The organism is Prevotella sp. ne3005, from assembly GCF_900110085.1.
GTDB lineage: Bacteria > Bacteroidota > Bacteroidia > Bacteroidales > Bacteroidaceae > Prevotella.
In genome coordinates this window covers 1-18,729 of the sequence record NZ_FOCK01000002.1, presented here as the reverse complement: position 1 = coordinate 18,729, position 18,729 = coordinate 1, and the positions used below count along the sequence as shown (strand labels likewise).

Annotated in this window: 17 protein-coding genes; 11 read left to right on the top strand and 6 right to left on the bottom strand. The window is 52.8% G+C overall.

Annotation, left to right across the window (positions count from 1 at the left end; genetic code table 11):
- Nucleotides 1-103: 103 nt before the first annotated feature.
- Together BMY16_RS02945 and BMY16_RS02940 are read left to right on the top strand one after the other, a co-directional pair.
- On the top strand, nucleotides 104-820 hold the full coding sequence (locus BMY16_RS02945; protein WP_091839947.1) for a tRNA1(Val) (adenine(37)-N6)-methyltransferase: 717 nt from the start codon (nucleotides 104-106) through the stop codon (nucleotides 818-820).
- Nucleotides 817-1,584: a nitrilase-related carbon-nitrogen hydrolase gene (locus tag BMY16_RS02940; RefSeq protein WP_091839945.1), complete on the top strand. Its 768-nt coding sequence runs from the start codon at nucleotides 817-819 to the stop codon at nucleotides 1,582-1,584. Before BMY16_RS02945 ends, BMY16_RS02940 begins: the two co-directional genes overlap by 4 nt.
- 90 nt (nucleotides 1,585-1,674) lie before the next feature.
- Here BMY16_RS02940 and BMY16_RS02935 read toward each other — a convergent pair whose 3' ends face one another.
- Nucleotides 1,675-2,346, bottom strand: a complete 672-nt coding sequence (locus BMY16_RS02935) for an Lcl domain-containing protein (RefSeq protein WP_091839943.1) — start codon at nucleotides 2,344-2,346, stop codon at nucleotides 1,675-1,677.
- Nucleotides 2,347-2,510: 164 nt separating this feature from the next.
- Nucleotides 2,511-2,906 (bottom strand): DUF3127 domain-containing protein, encoded by a 396-nt coding sequence (locus tag BMY16_RS02930; RefSeq protein WP_091839938.1) that lies wholly within the window; start codon nucleotides 2,904-2,906, stop codon nucleotides 2,511-2,513.
- Nucleotides 2,907-3,076: 170 nt separating this feature from the next.
- Here BMY16_RS02930 and dnaN point away from each other — a divergent pair, with 170 nt between their 5' ends.
- The 5 genes from dnaN (at nucleotide 3,077) to BMY16_RS02905 (ending at nucleotide 9,440) form a co-directional block, all read left to right on the top strand.
- Complete coding sequence (dnaN, locus tag BMY16_RS02925; protein ID WP_091839937.1) at nucleotides 3,077-4,201, top strand: DNA polymerase III subunit beta; 1,125 nt, start codon at nucleotides 3,077-3,079, stop codon at nucleotides 4,199-4,201.
- Between the two features lie 3 nt (nucleotides 4,202-4,204).
- Complete coding sequence (locus tag BMY16_RS02920) at nucleotides 4,205-5,056, top strand: 3'-5' exonuclease (protein WP_091839934.1); 852 nt, start codon at nucleotides 4,205-4,207, stop codon at nucleotides 5,054-5,056.
- Between the two features lie 59 nt (nucleotides 5,057-5,115).
- Nucleotides 5,116-6,018, top strand: a complete 903-nt coding sequence (locus BMY16_RS02915; protein ID WP_091839931.1) for a type IX secretion system protein PorD — start codon at nucleotides 5,116-5,118, stop codon at nucleotides 6,016-6,018.
- An 8-nt stretch (nucleotides 6,019-6,026) separates the two neighbouring features.
- Nucleotides 6,027-7,691, top strand: coding sequence for a DNA repair protein RecN (recN, locus tag BMY16_RS02910; RefSeq protein ID WP_091839916.1), 1,665 nt, complete (start codon nucleotides 6,027-6,029; stop codon nucleotides 7,689-7,691).
- 156 nt (nucleotides 7,692-7,847) lie between these two features.
- Complete coding sequence (locus BMY16_RS02905) at nucleotides 7,848-9,440, top strand: tetratricopeptide repeat protein (RefSeq protein WP_091839913.1); 1,593 nt, start codon at nucleotides 7,848-7,850, stop codon at nucleotides 9,438-9,440.
- A 48-nt stretch (nucleotides 9,441-9,488) separates the two neighbouring features.
- Here BMY16_RS02905 and dnaB read toward each other — a convergent pair whose 3' ends face one another.
- Genes dnaB through BMY16_RS02890 form a run of 3 tightly spaced genes read right to left on the bottom strand, consistent with a single transcriptional unit; the run spans nucleotide 9,489 to nucleotide 12,995 of the window.
- On the bottom strand, nucleotides 9,489-11,033 hold the full coding sequence (dnaB, locus tag BMY16_RS02900; RefSeq protein ID WP_091839910.1) for a replicative DNA helicase: 1,545 nt from the start codon (nucleotides 11,031-11,033) through the stop codon (nucleotides 9,489-9,491).
- A gap of 12 nt (nucleotides 11,034-11,045) precedes the next feature.
- The gene (locus BMY16_RS02895) at nucleotides 11,046-11,663 is read right to left on the bottom strand and encodes a trimeric intracellular cation channel family protein (protein ID WP_091839907.1); all 618 of its coding nucleotides are present in this window, start codon (nucleotides 11,661-11,663) and stop codon (nucleotides 11,046-11,048) included.
- Between the two features lie 57 nt (nucleotides 11,664-11,720).
- A complete protein-coding gene (locus tag BMY16_RS02890; protein WP_091839904.1) occupies nucleotides 11,721-12,995 on the bottom strand; it encodes a replication-associated recombination protein A in 1,275 nt (424 codons plus the stop codon).
- A 108-nt stretch (nucleotides 12,996-13,103) separates the two neighbouring features.
- Here BMY16_RS02890 and BMY16_RS02885 point away from each other — a divergent pair, with 108 nt between their 5' ends.
- Genes BMY16_RS02885 through BMY16_RS02870 form a run of 4 tightly spaced genes read left to right on the top strand, consistent with a single transcriptional unit; the run spans nucleotide 13,104 to nucleotide 18,317 of the window.
- Nucleotides 13,104-13,931: a hypothetical protein gene (locus BMY16_RS02885; protein ID WP_091839896.1), complete on the top strand. Its 828-nt coding sequence runs from the start codon at nucleotides 13,104-13,106 to the stop codon at nucleotides 13,929-13,931.
- A 38-nt stretch (nucleotides 13,932-13,969) separates the two neighbouring features.
- A complete protein-coding gene (locus BMY16_RS02880) occupies nucleotides 13,970-16,165 on the top strand; it encodes a sodium-translocating pyrophosphatase (protein ID WP_091839894.1) in 2,196 nt (731 codons plus the stop codon).
- A 10-nt stretch (nucleotides 16,166-16,175) separates the two neighbouring features.
- Nucleotides 16,176-17,645 (top strand): phosphatase PAP2 family protein, encoded by a 1,470-nt coding sequence (locus BMY16_RS02875; protein ID WP_091839893.1) that lies wholly within the window; start codon nucleotides 16,176-16,178, stop codon nucleotides 17,643-17,645.
- Between the two features lie 3 nt (nucleotides 17,646-17,648).
- A complete protein-coding gene (locus tag BMY16_RS02870; protein ID WP_091839891.1) occupies nucleotides 17,649-18,317 on the top strand; it encodes a M15 family metallopeptidase in 669 nt (222 codons plus the stop codon).
- A 134-nt stretch (nucleotides 18,318-18,451) separates the two neighbouring features.
- On the opposite strand, the gene BMY16_RS02865 is transcribed toward BMY16_RS02870, so the two are convergent.
- Nucleotides 18,452-18,729 (bottom strand): N-acetylmuramoyl-L-alanine amidase (locus tag BMY16_RS02865; protein ID WP_170835981.1); only part of this gene is annotated, 278 nt, incomplete at its 5' end.

Genomic DNA, 18,729 nt, shown 5'->3' with positions numbered 1-18,729 from the left:
GGCTGCAAAGTTACTAATAATATTTAAGAAATTGGTATATCGGGGTCAATAATTAACAATTTATTTGGTTTTTTGTACGCTTCGTTGTACCTTTGACGGCGAAATGTCAAACAGTTACTTTGAATTCCGGCAATTTACCGTGCGCCAGGATCGATGCGCCATGAAGGTGGGCACCGACGGCACGCTGCTTGGTGCATGGGCAGAGATTCCGACGAATAACAGACGGAAAAGAATATTAGATATCGGTTGTGGAACAGGATTGATAGCTTTGATGATGGCCCAGCGATACCCTGAGTGCGAAGTTGTTGGTATTGATATTGATGAAGATGCTGTGGTGCAGGCCTGTGAGAATGTAAGACTTTCACCGTTTTCCGATAGGGTAGTAATCCGTTATTGTGATATCATGAAATTCAATGACACAATCGGCTTTGATGCAATTGTGAGTAATCCGCCATATTTCGTCGATTCACTCACATGTCCTAATAATCAGCGGACTACGGCTCGGCATACCATTAGTCTGACATACGAAGGTTTGATGAAGCAGGCCTTTCGACTGTTAAAAGACGATGGTGTTTTCTCTGTGGTGATTCCCTCTGATAGTCGTTCTAGAATCGAGGCCGCTGCCTGTCTAGAAGGCTTTTTCATGACCCGCGTCTGTCTGGTGAAAACGACGCCAAGGAAACAGCCAAAGCGTCAGTTGATTGAATTTAAGAAACATTCTGGTATAGAATTGATTATAGAAGATGGCATAATTGAAAAATCGCCTAATGTCAGAAGCGAATGGTATCAACAATTAACTAAGGATTTTTATATTAAATGAAGGTAACAATCATACAATTAGACATTGCTTGGGGTAATCCCGAGGAGAATATCAAACGCATAGAATGTCTGATGGCTCAGCAGCCCGAGAGTGATCTTTACGTGCTGCCAGAGATGTGGAGTACAGGTTTCGCCACAGAACCGTCCGATATCGCAGAAGAGGAAATATCCAGTATTTCGTTAGCATGGATGAAGTCTACAGCACGTAAAAAACAATGTGCCATATGTGGTAGTCTTGCTGTTAAGACTATAAATGGAATTTACAAAAATCGTCACTATTTTATCAATGGAAGAACGTGCGATGTTTCATATTATGATAAACATCATTTATTCCGTTATGGTGGTGAAGATCGTTATTATGAACCAGGAGTAGAGCATACCATTGTAAATTATATGGGTTTTCGCCTGCTACTGTTGACATGTTATGATTTGCGTTTTCCTGTCTGGAGTCGTTATGCTTCCCAATTGCAATACGATGCTATCGTTGTTGTAGCTAATTGGCCGGAGAGTCGTCAAAATGCCTGGCATATTCTCACACGATCGCGGGCCATCGAAAATCAGGCGTATCTCATTGCTTGCAATCGCGTAGGCAATGATGCGTATTCTCATTATCGTGGCATGAGTGCCGTTATCAGTCCGATTGGAAAGACACTTGCAGCATGTCCGGCGAATGAACCATCCACCGCTTCTTTTTCGTTGGATTTGGTATCACTTCGCCAGAAGCGTGAGAAATTTCAAGTATTGGAAGATAGGGACATCTATTAAATGTCCTCCGAATTCATTATTTATCATAATGCCGATTCTAAAAAATAACTACATGGGAAATCCTAGGATGTCCTAAGAAGTCCTGGGTATCTACCGCACAGCTCTGATACAACGGCCGCTGAAACGATTGCTTGAAAGTTTTCCAAAGTGTACGTTTACATCCGAGAAATCAAATTCTATACACCAAGCCTTATTGGGATTGCCAGAGTAAAGGGTTGACGACCAGTAAATACCGTTGATGGCACGGAACTGAACATCTCCATAAAAACGGAAACCTGTGATTGGCAGGAAGATGGAATTACCCGTTTTCTTTCCTGTAACCTTGTAGCCATTAACACCATCCTTTGTCGTCCATTCCCAACTGCACTTATCTGGGTCTACTAATTCCTCGCATTCATCAACGGTGGGAATACGCCATTCGCCCCCCCAATTGGCGCGAGCTGCATCATCAGAAGGAGTTAACTGAATCTTTCTGTCGGTGGTAGAATACTTGAGCAGGAACTGGGAGTCGCCTTTGCTCCAAATATAGGTGCCCCACGAATAGAACTTTTTGGGTTTGATTTCGCCCCATGCGAAGTATGAACCAAAGCCAGAATCCTTCGTTGCACCCACATTCATGTTTGCCCACTTCACACTAAGTCCTAAATCAACGGCCTCTACGCCGTCAGGCGTTTTTGCATCGTTTTCATTTCCTGTTACTTTAGCATTACCAACCGTCCCAACAAAAATGAAAGACAGCGCCATCAGAAAAAACTTCTTCATATCTTAATAGAATTGTTTCTACGGCTGCAAAGATACATTTTTATTTGAAATAAAACAAATAATATCTGAAATTTTTTATGTATCTGTTCGAACGGATACAATGAAAAAGTAATCCCCGCTCAGTAAAAATGGGCGGGGATCATGTCTCACGTTAGGTCTTTGCCTTAGAACGGCAGATCGTCGGCAGAGTTCTCTGCTGCAGGCTCTTGAGCCGGAGGGAATGGTGCTGTAGCACCACCTGCTGGCGGGAACGGTGAGGCCTGAGGTGCAGCAGCGGGCTGTTGTACCTGACCACGGATTACGTTATAAGCGCGGATATCGTTAAACCAACGACCATTAAACTCATGAGCGTCGATGTCAAACTGTACCGTCAAATCTTCACCCTGTTGGATGTTGAACTGCTTGATGCGGTCTTCGCCGAAGATACGGAAAAGACACTTACGGGGAAACTGACCAGGTACCTCGATGACATAATCCTGCGACATCCAGTTGTTTCCTGTACGAGCCGACACACCACTTTGAGCTGGTAATACGGCGATGATTTTTCCTGTTAATTCCATGTCTTAAATTGTTTTTATTTGTTGTTTTTTTCTTTTTCAGGTGGCGAAATTACTAAAAATAGTTTGAATAGCGAAAATTTCTGCCTAAAATTTTGTTCATTACAACGTTTTTTTGTAATTTTGTCCTCAATTATTAATAAGGTAATCAAAAATATAATAACTATAAAACTATGCGATTTACATTATCAAGCACCGCACTGAGTTCTAAACTCAACGCTCTCTCTAAAGTGATTAACAGTAAGAACGCCCTGCCTATCCTCGGCGACTTTGTATTTGAAATCAGTGATAATACGCTGAAACTGACTGCTTCAGACAGTGAAAATGTCATGAAGACCCAGTTGCAGCTGACAGAAAGCGACGGCAACACCCGTTTTGCTATTGGCAACCACGACCTGCTGGAAGCCATCAAGGGTTTTTCTGAGCAGCCCATCACCTTCGACGTGAATCAGGAGCAGAACCTCGTGAAAATCTCCTATCAGAACGGTCTGTTCACATTGCCTATTGAGAATGCCGATGAGTTCCCGATGACTCAGCCCGTCAGCGACTTTGCCAATACGATTGTGATTCCTAACGCCATTCTGGCAGAGAATATCAACCGCTCTCTCTTTGCGACGGCTCAGGACGAGCTTCGCCCTGTGATGAACGGTATCTATTTCGACCTGAACGCCGATTGTCTCGCCGTAGTTGCTAGCGATGGCCATAAGCTCGTGCGTAATAAGATTCTCTCCGTCAAGAGTGAGCAGCCCTCGTCCTTCATCCTTCCGAAGAAGCCAGCCAACCTGCTGAAGAACCTTCTGGGCAAGGACGGTGGCGACGTGACCATCCGCTTCGATGAGCGCAATGCAGAGATCAACTATGGCGACGGAACCCTCCAGTGTCGTCTGATTGAGGGTCGCTACCCCAACTACAACAGTGTGATTCCTCAGGCCAATCCTAATGAACTTCGTGTAGACCGCCTGTCTCTGTTGGCAGCTCTTCGCCGCGTGCAGCCGTTTGCCAACGACTCCAGCAACCTCATCCGCTTCCACGTGGAAGGTGGTACCTTACAGCTCGATGCCGAGGATTACGACTTCTCGAAGACTGCTACAGAGCGCATGACCTGTGAGTATAACGGCAATCCTATGTCTATCGGCTTCAAGGGCTCTTCATTCATCGAAGTGCTTAGCAATTTCGATTGTCCCGAGGTGATTATTCTGTTGGCAGATCCCAGCCGTGCAGGTCTTGTCCTGCCTTCCGAGCAACCAGAGAAGCAGGATGTGCTCATGCTGATGATGCCCATGCTCATTAATGATTAAACAATGAAACTGAATCTGACTAAACCGCTGGTCATCTTCGATCTGGAGACGACGGGTCTTGATTTGGTGAAAGACCGAATCATACAGATATCATATATCAAGGTGATGCCCAATGGGCAGGAGGAACGCGGCGACGAGCTGATTAACCCTGAGAAGCCCATTGAGCCTCACATCACCCAACTGACGGGTATATCGAATGAAGACGTGAAGGATAAGCCCACTTTCAAGCAGCTGGCACAGCAGCTGGCTCAGAAGTTCTCGGGCTGCGACTTTGCCGGCTTCAACTCCAACAACTTCGATATTCCCCTACTCGCTGAGGAATTCCTTCGTGCGGGCATCGACTTCGACTTCTCGAAGAGTCGTCTGATTGATGCCTGTGCCATCTTCCGCAAGATGGAGCGCCGCAATCTTGCCGCCGCTTATAAGTTCTATTGCGGTCGTAAGATGGAGGAAGATTTCGAGGCCCACCGTGCCGATCAGGATACCGAGGCCACTTACCGCGTGCTGATGGGACAGCTCGACAAGTATGCCCCTGGCGCCAACGAGGACGAAGAGAAGGTGCTGGAGAACAATATGGATGCGCTGGCTGAGTTCTCGAAGATGAACAATAATGTCGACTTCGCAGGTCGTATCGTTTGGGGCGATCAGAAAGATGCCAAGGGCAATCCTGTGCTTGATAAGGATGGTAACCCCAAGAAGATCGAGGTGTTCAACTTCGGTAAGCACAAGGGGCTCCCTGTGGCCGATGTACTGCATATCGATCCGGGCTACTACAGTTGGATTCTTTCGGGCGACTTCACCTACAACACCAAGCAGGTGCTCACCCGCATCCGTCTGCGCGAAGCACAGAAGTGATTTGAGAATTGAAAATTGAATATTGAAGATTGAAGATGACAATAAGACATTCTTGGCTGATGGCTGTATGCCTGCTACTTCCATTTTCCAATGTTCAATTTTCAGTTTGTAACGCTCAGGAATTGCAGGCAAAGGTCAATATCAACCACAGTCAGATACAGGGCTCTGACGTGAGCGTGTTCGAGAACCTGCAGCAGACGATGGAACAGTTCATCAATGAGCGCCAGTGGACCGAACTCCAGTTCCAGCCCGGCGAGCGTATCCAGTGCAGCCTGAACCTCACGGTCACCAAATACGTCAGAGAAGACAGCCGTTTCGAGTGTACAGCCCTCATCCAGGCCAACCGCCCTGTGTTCAACTCTGCCTATACATCCACCTTATATAATAATAGAGACGCGAGCTTCAATTTTGAGTTCCGGCAGTTTGATCAGTTGAACTTCGCCGACGAGAACGTCGACAACCAGTTGACCGCTCTCCTCGCCTACTATGCCTACCTCATTATCGGTCTCGACCTCGACAGCTTCGCCCCGTTAGGCGGCAGCGATATCCTCGAGCGCTGTAAGTATCTGGTGAACAACACCCAGAACCTCAGTTTCCCAGGATGGAAACCCTTCGAGGACAACCGCAACCGCTTTGCTTTCATCAACGACTATCTCGACGAGGCCATGAAGCCTTTCCGTCAGATGCAGTACGACTACTACCGCAAGGGTCTCGACGAGATGGCCAACAATGCTGAGCGTGGGCGCACAGAGATCACTACAGCCCTTGAAACCCATCTGGCTCAAGCCCATAGCGACAAGCCCCTGAGTCTTCTGCCGCAGATATGGACCGACTATAAGAAAGACGAGCTCACCGCCATTTATAAAGGCAAGGGCACCCAGAAAGAGAAAGAGCGTATCTATGAACTCCTGATGGGCATCAATGCCTCCCAGAGCAATAGTTGGGACTTAATTAAACAATAGAATAATATATGCTTAAGCATTTATATATCAAGAACTTTACCCTTATCGATGAGCTCGACATCGACCTCTTCAAGGGTTTCTCGGTGATAACAGGCGAGACTGGTGCCGGCAAGAGTATCATCCTCGGTGCCATCGGTCTGCTGCTGGGGCAGCGCGCCGACTCGAAAGCCATCAAGCAGGGAGCCGATAAATGCGTCATCGAGGCGCAGTTCGACCTCTCGCGCTACGATATGCAGGACTTCTTTGTCGAGAACGACATCGAGTATGATGCCGACGAGACCATCATCCGCCGCGAGCTGACAGCCGCCGGTAAGAGCCGTGCCTTCATCAACGACACGCCCGTGCAGCTCTCGATGCTCAAGGAACTTGGTGAACGACTTGTCGATGTCCACTCCCAGCATCAGAACCTGTTGCTCAACAAGCAGGACTTCCAGATGAGCGTGGTTGATATCATTGCCGACGATGCCCGTCAGTTGGCCCAGTATCAGCAGGCCTTCAATGCCTATCATACTGCCATGAAGGAGCTCGAAACCCTTCGCGATGACATCGAGCGAAACCGCCAGAACCTCGACTTCCTGCAGTTCCAATGTGACGAGCTCACCCATGCCAACCTACACGAAGGCGAACAAGAAGAACTCGAACAGCAGAGCGACACGATGGCCCATGCCGAGGACATCAAGAGTGCCCTCTACACCGCCGACAACGCTCTCTCTGCCGAGGGTACCGGCGTCGTGGAATCCCTGCGCAATTCGCTCTCTGCCCTCCGCGGTATCGAACGTGTGCTGCCTGCAGCCGAAGAGTTCATACAGCGCATCGACAGCACCTATATCGAACTCAAGGACCTGGCTCAGGATATCAGCAGCCAACTGGAGCGTGTGGACTTCGACCCTGCCGAACTCGACGCAGTGAACAATCGTCTAGACCGTCTCTACGACCTCGAGAAGAAATACCATGTGGAGACCGTCTCAGAACTCATTGAGAAGCGCGATGAGCTGCAGCGCCAGCTCTCCAACATAGAGAACAGCGACGAGGCCCTGGCTGAGTTGGAAACCCGCTGCCAACAGTTGAAGACCGACGCCCAAAAACAGGCTGACACGCTCACGAAACTTCGCACGAAAGCTGCCCGTCAAGTGGAGAAAGAGCTCCAGACGCGCCTCGTGCCCTTAGGCATGCCCAATGTCCGCTTCAGCATCGAGATGACTACCATCGAACTGGGCCATAACGGTCAGGACAAGATTGCTTTCCTCTTCAGCGCCAACACCTCTACCCCACTCCAGCCTGTCTCTCAGGTGGCCTCGGGTGGTGAGATTGCCCGTGTGATGCTCTCACTGAAGGCGATGATCAGCGGCGCTGTCAAGTTGCCCACCATCATCTTCGACGAGATTGATACGGGTGTCAGCGGCAAGATAGCCGAACAGATGGCTCAGATCATGCAGGAGATGGGGCGCAACGACCGTCAGGTAATCAGCATCACCCATCTGCCCCAGATTGCAGCCCTTGGCGCTGTCCACTATAAGGTGGAGAAAGAAGATACCGCCCAGGGCACCACCAGCCGCATGCGTCAGCTCTCAGCCGACGAGCGCATCACGGAGATTGCTCAGATGCTCAGTGGCAGCGACATCAGTGATGCCGCCATCCAGAACGCAAAACAACTTTTAAAGGTAAAAAGGTAAAAAAGTAAAAAGGTAAAAAAGTAAGATAGTCAGAAAGTAAAAAAGTATATAATAATGATGAAAACGATTATTAATAATATGGTAATGAGGAGGGTATTAGGTGTTTTACCTTTATGCCTTTTAACCTTTTTACCTTTATGTGCCCAGCCAGGCTGGGTGAAGAAAGCCACAAAGTCAGTATTTACCTTGAAGACCTTTGCTGCCGACGGTTCGCTGCTGGCCAGCAGTAACGGTTTCTTTACAGGTAGCGACGGTGAGGCCGTCAGCAACTTCTCTCCCTTCAAGGGAGCCGTCCGTGCTGTCATCATCGACGCTCAGGGTAAGGAGATGCCTGTTGTCAGTATTATCGGTGCCAACGATATGTACGATGTCGTCAAGTTCCGTGTCTCGGGCAAGACCGTGCCCCTCGTCGTCAGTGCCTCGGTAGCCCCCACGGGTTCCACCGCCTGGCTCCTACCCTACCACGAGCAGAAGAACGTCAAGAGCGGTGCCGTGCGCAAGGCAGAGACCTTCCAGAACGACTATGCCTACTATACCGTTGCGATGACGATGCCACAGAATACCGTCAGCTGTCCGCTGATCAACGATGCTGGTGAGGTCATCGGCATGATGCAGCAGCCCGCCTCCGACAAAGATACGCTCAGCTATGCCGTCAGTGCCCGCTTTGCCGACTCACTGAAGATCTCGGGCTTTGGCATGAACGAGGCCACGCTGATGCTCACCTCCATCAAAAAAGAGCTGCCCGCCGATATCAAGGAGGCCATCCTGGCCCTCTTCCTCGCCAGCAGCCAACAGGACTCTGCCTCCTACGCCACGCTCGTCAACGACTTCATCCAGAAGTTCCCGCAAGCCTCCGAAGGCTTTATCCAGCGCGCGCAGTTAGCTACTGCCGGAGGCAACTTCGCCGCAGCCGAGAAAGATATGGAGACTGCGCTGAAGCTTGCCGAAAAGAAAGACGAGGTTCACTACGCCTACGCCAACATGATCTACAACAAGGAGATCTTCCAGGGTCAGAAGCCCTATGCCAACTGGAGCTTTGACAAGGCTCTCGCCGAGATACAGACAGCCATCGTGGCCAATCCCCAGCCTGCCTACAATCAGCTCAAGGCCAATATCCTCTTTGCCCAGCTGAAATACGACGAGGCTTACGCCATCTACGACGAGCTCTCACATTCCTCGCTGCATAACGCCGAGACCTTCTACGCCGCCGCCAAGTGTAAGGAGATGCTCAAAGACACCACCGCCATGCTGGCCTTGCTCGACTCGACGATGGCCACCTTCTCGCGCCCATACCTCAAGGAAGCTGCGCCTTATATCTGGGCCCGCGCCGAAGCACGTAGCAATGCTGGCAAATACCGCGATGCCGTCAACGACATGAACGACTACGAGGAGCTGATGCAGGCCACGATCAACGACAACTTCTACTATGTGCGCCATCAGACGGAGATCCAGGCCCGCCTCTATCAGCAGGCCCTCAACGACATCAATCGTGCCATCCAGATGAATCCTCAGGAGACCCTCTACTATGCCGAGAAAGCCTCGCTATGCATCCGCGTGGGCTATTACGACGAAGCCATCGAGAGCGCCAAAGAGAGTATTGCCATCAATGCCGACGACAGCGACGGTTATCTCTTCCTGGGTCTCGCCCAATGCCTCAAGGGTAATAAGAAAGAGGGCATTCCCAACCTCCAGAAAGCCCAGGAGCTCGGCAATCCCCAAGCCGCAGGGCTCATTCAGAAATACCAGTAATACAAACAATAATCCCCGCTCAGTGCAGAGCGGGGATTATTGTTTTATTTAGAATGGAACGTTGCCTTCTGGTGTGGGCGGAAGATTGGAGAAGGGATTATATCCGTCGTCGGGACCGGGCTGGTCGTTCATGTCGGTATTGACGCGCGAGCCTAAGATCTCACCACCGATGGGGGCACGGTTGCCGAGGTTCTTGTCCTCAGGGTTCTCAAAGCGGGTGAACTCGCCACGGAAGGTGAGCAGCACGTCGCCTGTGGCACCCTTTCGATGCTTGGCAATGATGATCTGGGCCATGCCTCGGAGGTCGTGACCGCTCTCATCCTGATAGATGTGATAGTACTCTGGGCGGTGTACGAAGAGCACCATGTCGGCATCCTGCTCGATGGCTCCCGACTCACGCAGGTCGGAGAGCTGTGGACGCTTACCGTCGAGGCCTTCGCGGCTCTCAACACCACGGTTGAGCTGACTCAGTGCGAGGATGGGGATGTCGAGTTCCTTGGCGAGACCCTTGAGTGAGCGTGAGATGGTGCTGACCTCTTCCTGGCGCGAGGAGAAGCGCATACCATTGGCATTCATCAGCTGGAGGTAGTCGATCATGATGAGCTTCACGCCGTGCTCGCGAACCAGTCGGCGGGCCTTGGTACGCAGTTCGAAGACCGAGAGGCCTGGGGTGTCGTCGATATAGAGCGGAGAGCCGATGAGGTTGTTGATGCGCTTGTCGAGGCGGTCCCACTCGTCGCGCTGCAGCTGACCGTTGAGGATCTTGGAACCCTGAATCTCACAGACATTGGAGATAAGACGGTTGACGAGCTGCACGTTCGACATTTCAAGTGAGAAGAAAGCCATCGGCACACGGGAGTCGGCGGCAATGTTCTTGGCCATCGAAAGGGCAAACGAGGTCTTACCCATCGCAGGGCGTCCGGCGATGATCACGAGGTCGGAGGCCTGCCAGCCGCTGGTGAGGTCGTCGAGCTTGTAGTAGCCAGTGGAGACACCCGTCAGGCCGTCGGTGTTCTTGGCGGCGTTCTGGATGGTCTTCACGGCCTGGGCGATGACGGGATCGATGGCGGTATAGTCCTTCTTCATGTTACGCTGCGAAAGTTCGAAGAGCGACCCTTCGGCTTCCTGCATAAGGTCCTCGACGTCGATGGTTTCGTCGAAGGCTTTGGTCTCGATATTGCTGGCGAAGGAGATGAGCTGTCGTCCGAGCGACTTCTGGGCGATGATGTTGGCGTGGTACTCGATGTTGGCCGAAGAGGCCACGCGCGAGCTGAGTTCCACGATATAGCCGGGTCCGCCCACCTCGTCGAGCTTGCCGGTCTTCGACAGCTGATCGGTGACGGTGAGCACGTCGACGGGCTTCTCCTCCATGCTGAGGTCGCGGATGGCGGCATAGACCATCTGGTTGCGGGGCTCGTAGAAACTCTCGGGGCGCAGGGTCTCGCAGACCACGGCATAGGCGTCTTTATCAATCATCAGGGCGCCCAGCACGGCACGCTCCACATCGAGCGCCTGTGGGGGAAGATGTCCGTAGGTATTATCGACAGGCTGCTGTTTTCTCTGTCTTCGTGGGGTATTGTTCTGTTCAGGCATATCTATATGTTGTTATTTCTTTTCTTTCAGTACAGGGAGCGACAAGTGGTAGCGCACGGCCAGGAAGCGGATGACGCAGGTGACGGCGAAGCTGACGATGGCGCTGAGCTCGGTAGAGAAACCGAGGTATGCGAGCATCCAGTAGGCCACGCCGCCCAGCACACAGGCCATGGCGTAGATCTCTTTGTGGAAGATGACGGGCTCGTTGTTCAACAGCACATCGCGGATCACACCGCCCGCACTACCCGTGATACAGCCCATGATGATGGCCACCCAGAACGGCTGACCGAAGGCGAGGCTCTTCTGGATACCGGCAATCGTGAAGAGGGCCAGTCCGAGGGTGTCAAACACGAACCACGCATTCTTCAGGGGTTCCATCCATTTGCCGAAGAAAGCCACCGTCAGCAGGGCGACGGCTGTACATATCAAGTAAATAGGTGTCGTCATCCAGAAGGGTGTGGTACCGAGCATCACGTCGCGGATGGTACCGCCGCCGATGGCCACAGCCACACCGCAGACGTAACCGCCAAACCAGTCGAACTGCTTGGCGGCTGCATGTCGGATACCGGATATCGCAAAGGCAAACGTACCCAACAGCTCAATAATCTTTATAATCAGATCCTGCTCCACTTCAATTTTGATGTTTCACATTTCAATTTTCAATCTTCAATTTTCAATTTTCAATCTTCAATCTTCAAACCTCTCCCCCCAATAGTTCACCATCCGCTGATACATCTTCTCCTCGTTGGGATTATGCTGTCCGTGCCACAGACGTTCGTGCACCAGTGCATCGGGGAGATACTGCTGGGGTGTAAAGTGGCCGGGGAAGTCGTGCGGATACTGATAGCCATCGTGATACCCCAGCTCCTTCATCAGTTCTGTAGGCGCATTACGGATGGGCAGCGGCACCGGCTGGTTGCCTGTGCGCCTCACGAGTTCAAGGGCAGCGTCCACACCTAGATAGGCACTGTTGCTCTTCGGCGAGGTGGCCAGATAGACCGTTGCCTCTGCCAGTGGGATGCGGCCTTCGGGCCAGCCGATCTTCATCACGGCGTCGAAGGCGGCATTGGCCAGCAACAAGGCGTTGGGATTGGCCAGTCCGATATCCTCTGCGGCACTGATCACGAGACGGCGGGCGATGAACTGCGGGTCTTCCCCACCCTCGATCATGCGTGCCAGCCAGTAGAGCGCAGCGTCGGGGTCTGACCCGCGGATGCTCTTGATGAAGGCCGAGATGATATCATAGTGCATCTCCCCGTCCTTATCGTAGGCCAGCGGATTCTGCTGCAGCCGGTTCACCACCAGTTCATCGGTGATAGTGATTTCATCCGATACTTCAGCCTCGACCACCAACTCCAAGATATTCAATAGCTTACGGGCGTCGCCTCCGCTGTATCTCAACAGGGCATCGGTCTCCTTGAGCTCAATCTTCTTCTCCTTCAGGATGGTATCCTCATGGATGGCGCGGTCGAGCAGTTTCAGGAGGTCCTGCTTCTCCAGCGACTTGAGCACATAGAGCTGACAGCGCGAGAGCAGCGGACGTATCACTTCAAACGAGGGATTCTCGGTAGTGGCACCGATGAGTGTGACGATGCCCTTCTCTACGGCACCCAGGAGCGAATCCTGCTGCGACTTGGAGAAACGGTGAATCTCGTCAATAAATAAGATAGGTGATGCCTCGTTGAAGAAACGCCCCTTCTGGGCCTTCTCGATGACCTCACGCACATCCTTCACGCCGCTGGTCACGGCAGAGAGCGTATAAAAAGGCGTCTCGAGCTTGTGGGCGATGATTTGGGCAAGCGTGGTTTTGCCTACGCCTGGCGGTCCCCACAGGATAAAAGACGGAATCCGTCCTGCATCGATCATCTTACGCAGGACGGCTCCCTCGCCTACCAGATGCTCTTGCCCGATATAATCGTTGAGTGTGCGAGGACGAAGTCTTTCAGCCAATGGTTGTGACATAATTCGGGCACAAAGTTACGTTAATTTGCGAAAATTACAAAAATTATTGGCTAAAAACTTGCGAATAAAAAATAAAGTGGTTACATTTGCAGAAAAATTAGTAGAATTATGGCAAGAACAAAACAACAACAACCCGAAAGTAACCCCTCATTATCCATCAAGTCAATCACCAAAAGCAGTGTCTGGGACATTCAGGAGAACGATGTCTTCCGTATGTGGGAGGCTGCCCTGAAAGATGCAGAAGTGAAGGAGAGCATCCAGCACTACGTGGATATCTTCAAGAGCGCATTCCTCTTCGAAGAGATCAAGGACGAGAGTGCGCCGGTGAAGAAGAGCTATGAGAAACGGGGTTATAAGGTGGCCACGCTGAAGTTTGAAGAGAACCTGAAGTTCACCTGGGCCATCAAGAAGCGCCCCATCGTGCGTGTCACCGACCTGACTTATGAGAACATCCGTCATATCTCGGCTGCCAAGCTGCTGGAGGTCATCGACCGCAACTTCGGCGGTGGCTGGGATTCGCTGTCACAGTCGATCCAGGATGTCATCCTCAGCGGCTTCGACATCTCCACCACTACCCTTCCCAAGGACCGTCTGCACAAGAAAGGCGGCATGTATGAAAAGAAGGTGGAAGACGGATTCGAGGTGCTCGAGATCCCGAAGGGCGGCTGGGTGGAAGCCATCTTCGCCAAGCTGAAGCCCGAACAGGAGAAGCTGCGCATGCAGTTCGCAAAGAGTGAGTCGGACGACGATCTGGAGAACGACGATGAGGATGTAGTAGTAGAAGACAACTACAGCTCTCACGACGATGAGGACGACGAGGTTCAGGATCCCAACGACGACGAGATCACCGAGGACAACTACTCGACGATGATGGATCTGGGCAGTGATGATCCCGACGAGGAAGCCGGTGAGCTGATTGACTTCAGCGACGAATAAAACGATAACCATATTTATAAACCAATAAAAAAACCAGTATGATGATTCCTGCAGTATTTTGGCTCGTGCCCGTCGCATCGATCGTGGCACTGGGTATGGCGTACTTCTTCTTCACGCAGCTGATGAAGGCCGATGAAGGTACGCCGCGTATGAAAGAAATTGCGCTCTATGTGCGCAAAGGTGCTATGGCTTACCTCAAGCAGCAGTACAAGGTCGTTTGTATTGTCTTCGTGGTGCTCTGTGCCCTCTTCGCTTTCATGGCCTATGGCCTGAACGTACAGAACCCCTGGGTGCCCTTCGCATTCCTCACCGGTGGTTTCTTCTCCGGACTGGCCGGCTTCTTCGGCATGAAGACCGCCACCTATGCCTCTGCCCGTACTGCCAATGCTGCCCGCCAGAGCATGGACGCCGGACTGAAGATCGCTTTCCGCTCTGGTGCCGTGATGGGTCTGACCGTTGTCGGCCTGGGACTGCTTGACATCGCCATCTGGTTCCTGGTGCTCAACTATTTCTATTCTGGCGACCAGATGGCCCTCATCACCATCACCACCACCATGCTGACCTTCGGTATGGGTGCTTCTACGCAGGCCCTGTTTGCCCGTGTCGGTGGCGGTATCTACACGAAGGCTGCCGACGTGGGTGCCGACATCGTGGGTAAGGTTGAGGCTGACATCCCTGAGGACGACCCGCGCAACCCCGCCACCATTGCCGATAACGTTGGTGACAACGTGGGCGACGTGGCCGGCATGGGCGCCGACCTCTACGAGAGCTACTGCGGTTCTATCCTCTCCACCGCTGCCCTGGGCGCTGCTGCCTTTGGCGTGGCAGGTCTGGAGATCCAGCTGAAGGCGGTCATCGCCCCGATGCTGATTGCCTCTGTGGGCGTGTTCCTCTCGCTGTTTGGCATCTTCCTCGTACGCACCAAGGAGGGCGCTACGATGAGGGATCTGCTCCGTTCGCTCGCCCTTGGCACGAACGTGAGTGCCGTGCTTATTGCCATCGCCACCTTCGCCATCCTCTACCTCCTGGGTATTGAGAACTGGCTGGGCCTCTCCTTCTCCGTCATCTCTGGTCTGGCTGCCGGTGTGATCATCGGACAGGCCACCGAATACTACACCTCCCACTCCTACAAACCCACACAGAAGATCTCTGAGGCAGGCCAGACAGGTGCTGCCACCGTGATCATCAAGGGTATCGGTACGGGTATGATCTCTACCTGCATCCCCGTCATCACCATTGGCGTGGCCATTATGCTGAGTTACCTCTTTGCCAACGGCTTCGACCTCTCGATGTCGTCGGAGAGTCTGGCCCACGGCCTCTATGGCATCGGTATCGCTGCCGTAGGTATGCTCTCTACGCTGGGTATCACCCTGGCCACCGACGCCTACGGACCTATCGCCGACAATGCCGGTGGTAATGCCGAGATGTGCGGACTGGGTGAAGAGGTGCGCCATCGTACGGATGCCCTCGACGCCCTGGGCAATACGACGGCAGCCACAGGTAAGGGCTTTGCCATCGGTTCTGCTGCCCTCACCGCCCTCGCCCTGCTCGCCTCCTATATCGAGGAGATCAAGATTGCGATGGTACGCGCCGGACAGACGCTGACCAATGTGGCAGGTGATGTCATCGCCGCTTCGGAGGCCACCATCCCCGACTTCATGAACTACTACCAGATCAACCTCATGAACCCCCGTGTCATCGTTGGTGCCTTTATCGGCGCCATGGCTGCCTTCCTCTTCTGCGGAATGACGATGGAGGCTGTGGGCCGTGCTGCCGAGAAGATGGTACAGGAGGTGCGCCGCCAGTTCCGTGAGATTGCCGGTATCCTTGAAGGTACAGGCACTCCCGACTATGGCCGTTGCGTGGAGATCTCCACCCGTGCTGCCCAGCACGAGATGGTGGTTCCCTCCATCCTCGCCATCATCATCCCCATCGTCGTGGGTATCGTGCTCGGTGTGGCTGGCGTCCTCGGACTGCTCGTAGGTGGTCTTGCTGGTGGCTTCACCCTCGCCGTCTTCATGGCTAATGCCGGAGGCGCCTGGGACAATGCCAAGAAGAATATCGAAGAAGGCAACTTCGGCGGCAAGGGCTCGTTTGCCCATAAGGCCTGTATCGTCGGTGATACCGTAGGCGATCCGTTCAAGGATACCTCTGGTCCGTCGCTCAACATCCTGATCAAGCTGATGTCGATGGTCAGCATCGTCATGGCCGGTCTGACTGTTGCCTTCTCATAACAACATAAAAATGAATAAGAAAAGTTTATTATTAGTACTCTCTTCCATCCTGTGCATGAATCTCCATGCACAGGATGGTCTTAATGCCTCCTACTTCTTGTCGGGGCCGGTATACAACACCCATTCGGCCAAGTTCTTAAACGATTCAGCTCAGTATGCCTGGGGCAAGAGCGTGCGCGAGTCGGCACTCGGCACTCAGGCCGTGAAGGATCTGTCATGGGAACTGGATTCCTATCTAAGCTACTTCTCCGACATCATTGGCATCGAGATATCAAAGTCAAATACACAAAATATTTATGATTTACTAGACTATGGCTTTCGGTATGCCAAATCCTCCGTCGAGACTTCACAGTCAACGAATTTCTTCCTGCGGCCATACGTTTACTATGAGGAAGCATCGCTGATTCCCGAAAGCGACGAGCAATATCAGGAGACCAGTTCCTATCCTTCTGCCCAGGCCACCTATGGCTGGACCTTAGGCATGCTCCTTTCAGAAGCGTGTCCCGACAAGCAGGACGCCATTCTGAAACGTGCGTACGAGATAGGAACCAGTTCCGTGATTGCCGGCTACAGCTGGCAGAGCGATACCGAGACGGGCCGCGAACTCGCCTGTGCCATCGTGGCGCTCATCCATTCCCATCAGGGCATCCTCCATCTGGTGAAGTCGGCACAGGATGAATATGCGAAAAAGAAGGCCGGCACCCGGTCCGATGAGCCCTATCTCTATGCCGACGACCTGCCCGACCCCACGAAATACCTCCCGAATCCGCCCACGGAGGGCTCTGCCCAGTACGACTATGATGTCACCACCTACTATGACAGTAAGTCCATCCGTGGAACCTCCCGTGGCGATATGGCCGTACGGGATGCCGACGCGTCGCTTCAGAATATCATCAACACGTTCTCTCCTGAGTTCGGAAAGTCCATCTCTGCCAGCAATACGCCAGAGCTGTACAGGCTGCTCGACAGCATGTACCCCATCGCCTCTGAGGCTATCGACGCCAGTAAGGAACACTACCACCGTCTGCGCCCCTATGTAGTATATGATGAGCCAACAGGCTATTCTGCCGATGAGGATGATCTGCGCTATTCTGGCGCTTATCCTTCCGGTCACGCCTTCTTTGGATGGATCATTGCCATGGCTCTCTCGGAGGTCAATCCCGCACAACTGACGTCCCTGATGCATCGTGCCTATGAGTTCGGTCAAAGCCGTGTCATCCTGGGCTATCACTGGCAGAGCGATATCATAGCAGGCCGTTTGGTGGCAGGCGCCGTCTTTGCCCGTCTGCATGGTAGCAAGGACTTCATCGCTCAGATGGAGCGCGCCATACAGGAGTTTAAGGGCGGCTCGTCGATCCAAGCGCTTGATGCCGAGGCTGATGCCGACGCCCCCATCTATACCATCGGCGGTGTGCGCCTCAATGGCCAGCCGTCCCGTCATGGCATCTATATCCAGGGCCGAAAGAAAATAGTCCGTTAGAATATGAAGACTTACCACAGCCGCATAACAATAACTGCAATCCTGTTCTGGCTTTGTACTTCTGTGCAGGGCCAGAACGTTTCTGATGGCTTTACGGCCGAGCCCATCCCCGATGCCGTCTGGCAGAAGATGCAGGGCAAGAGCTATGTCGACAATCCCCACATCGGCCGTAGCGACCTGCGCTATCTGCGCGTGCTCCATTGGGACTACGACCGTCAGACCCATCAGGGAGAAATCGTCTGCAACCGTCTGATAGCCGACAAGCTGCTCTCCATCTTCCGTGAGCTGTACAAGGCCCACTACCCTATCCAGCGCATCCGCCTGGCTGATGAGTATGATGCCGACGATGAGCGTCAGATGAGCGACAACAACACCAGCTGCTTCTGTTATCGTGTCGTCTCGGGCACGCAGAAGCTCTCCTATCACGCACGCGGCCTCGCCATCGACATCAACACGCTCTACAATCCCTATATCCGCCATGCGAAGGATGGCAGCCGGATCGTTGAGCCCGCCAACGGCAAGCCCTATGCCGACCGCAGCAAGCAGTTCCGCTACAAGATCAATAAAGGCGACCTCTGCTACCGCCTGTTCATCAAACACGGCTTCATCTGGGGCGGCTCCTGGCGCACCGTGAAAGACTACCAGCACTTCGAATACCACCCCAAACAATAAACAATAATCCCCGAAACCACCAACGGTTTCGGGGATTTTCTTTACTTAGGCTGTCTTGGCTGTCAAGGCTGCGATTAAGCGAGCACAAAGTGAGCTTGTTCACTTTGTCGAGCGTGAGCAGGCTCGAACATCGTTCATGGCTGCAGGTCGGCGTACTCACGGGCGACGTTCTCGATGCAGGGGCAGGCCTTCTGGGGATTTAGGTCGTGATGGCCTACGATGAGGGCCTGCGGGTAGCGGCGGTGCAGATCCTTGAGGAGTGCCCGGAGGGCAGCCTTCTGCTCGGGTGTGCGGGTGTCGGCGGGTTGACCGCGGATGTCGAGCCCGCCCTCGTAGCAGATGCCTATCGAGTGGGCATTGTGGTTCAGGCAGTGGGCACCGATCATGAACTCCGGACGGCCGGGCTCTATCT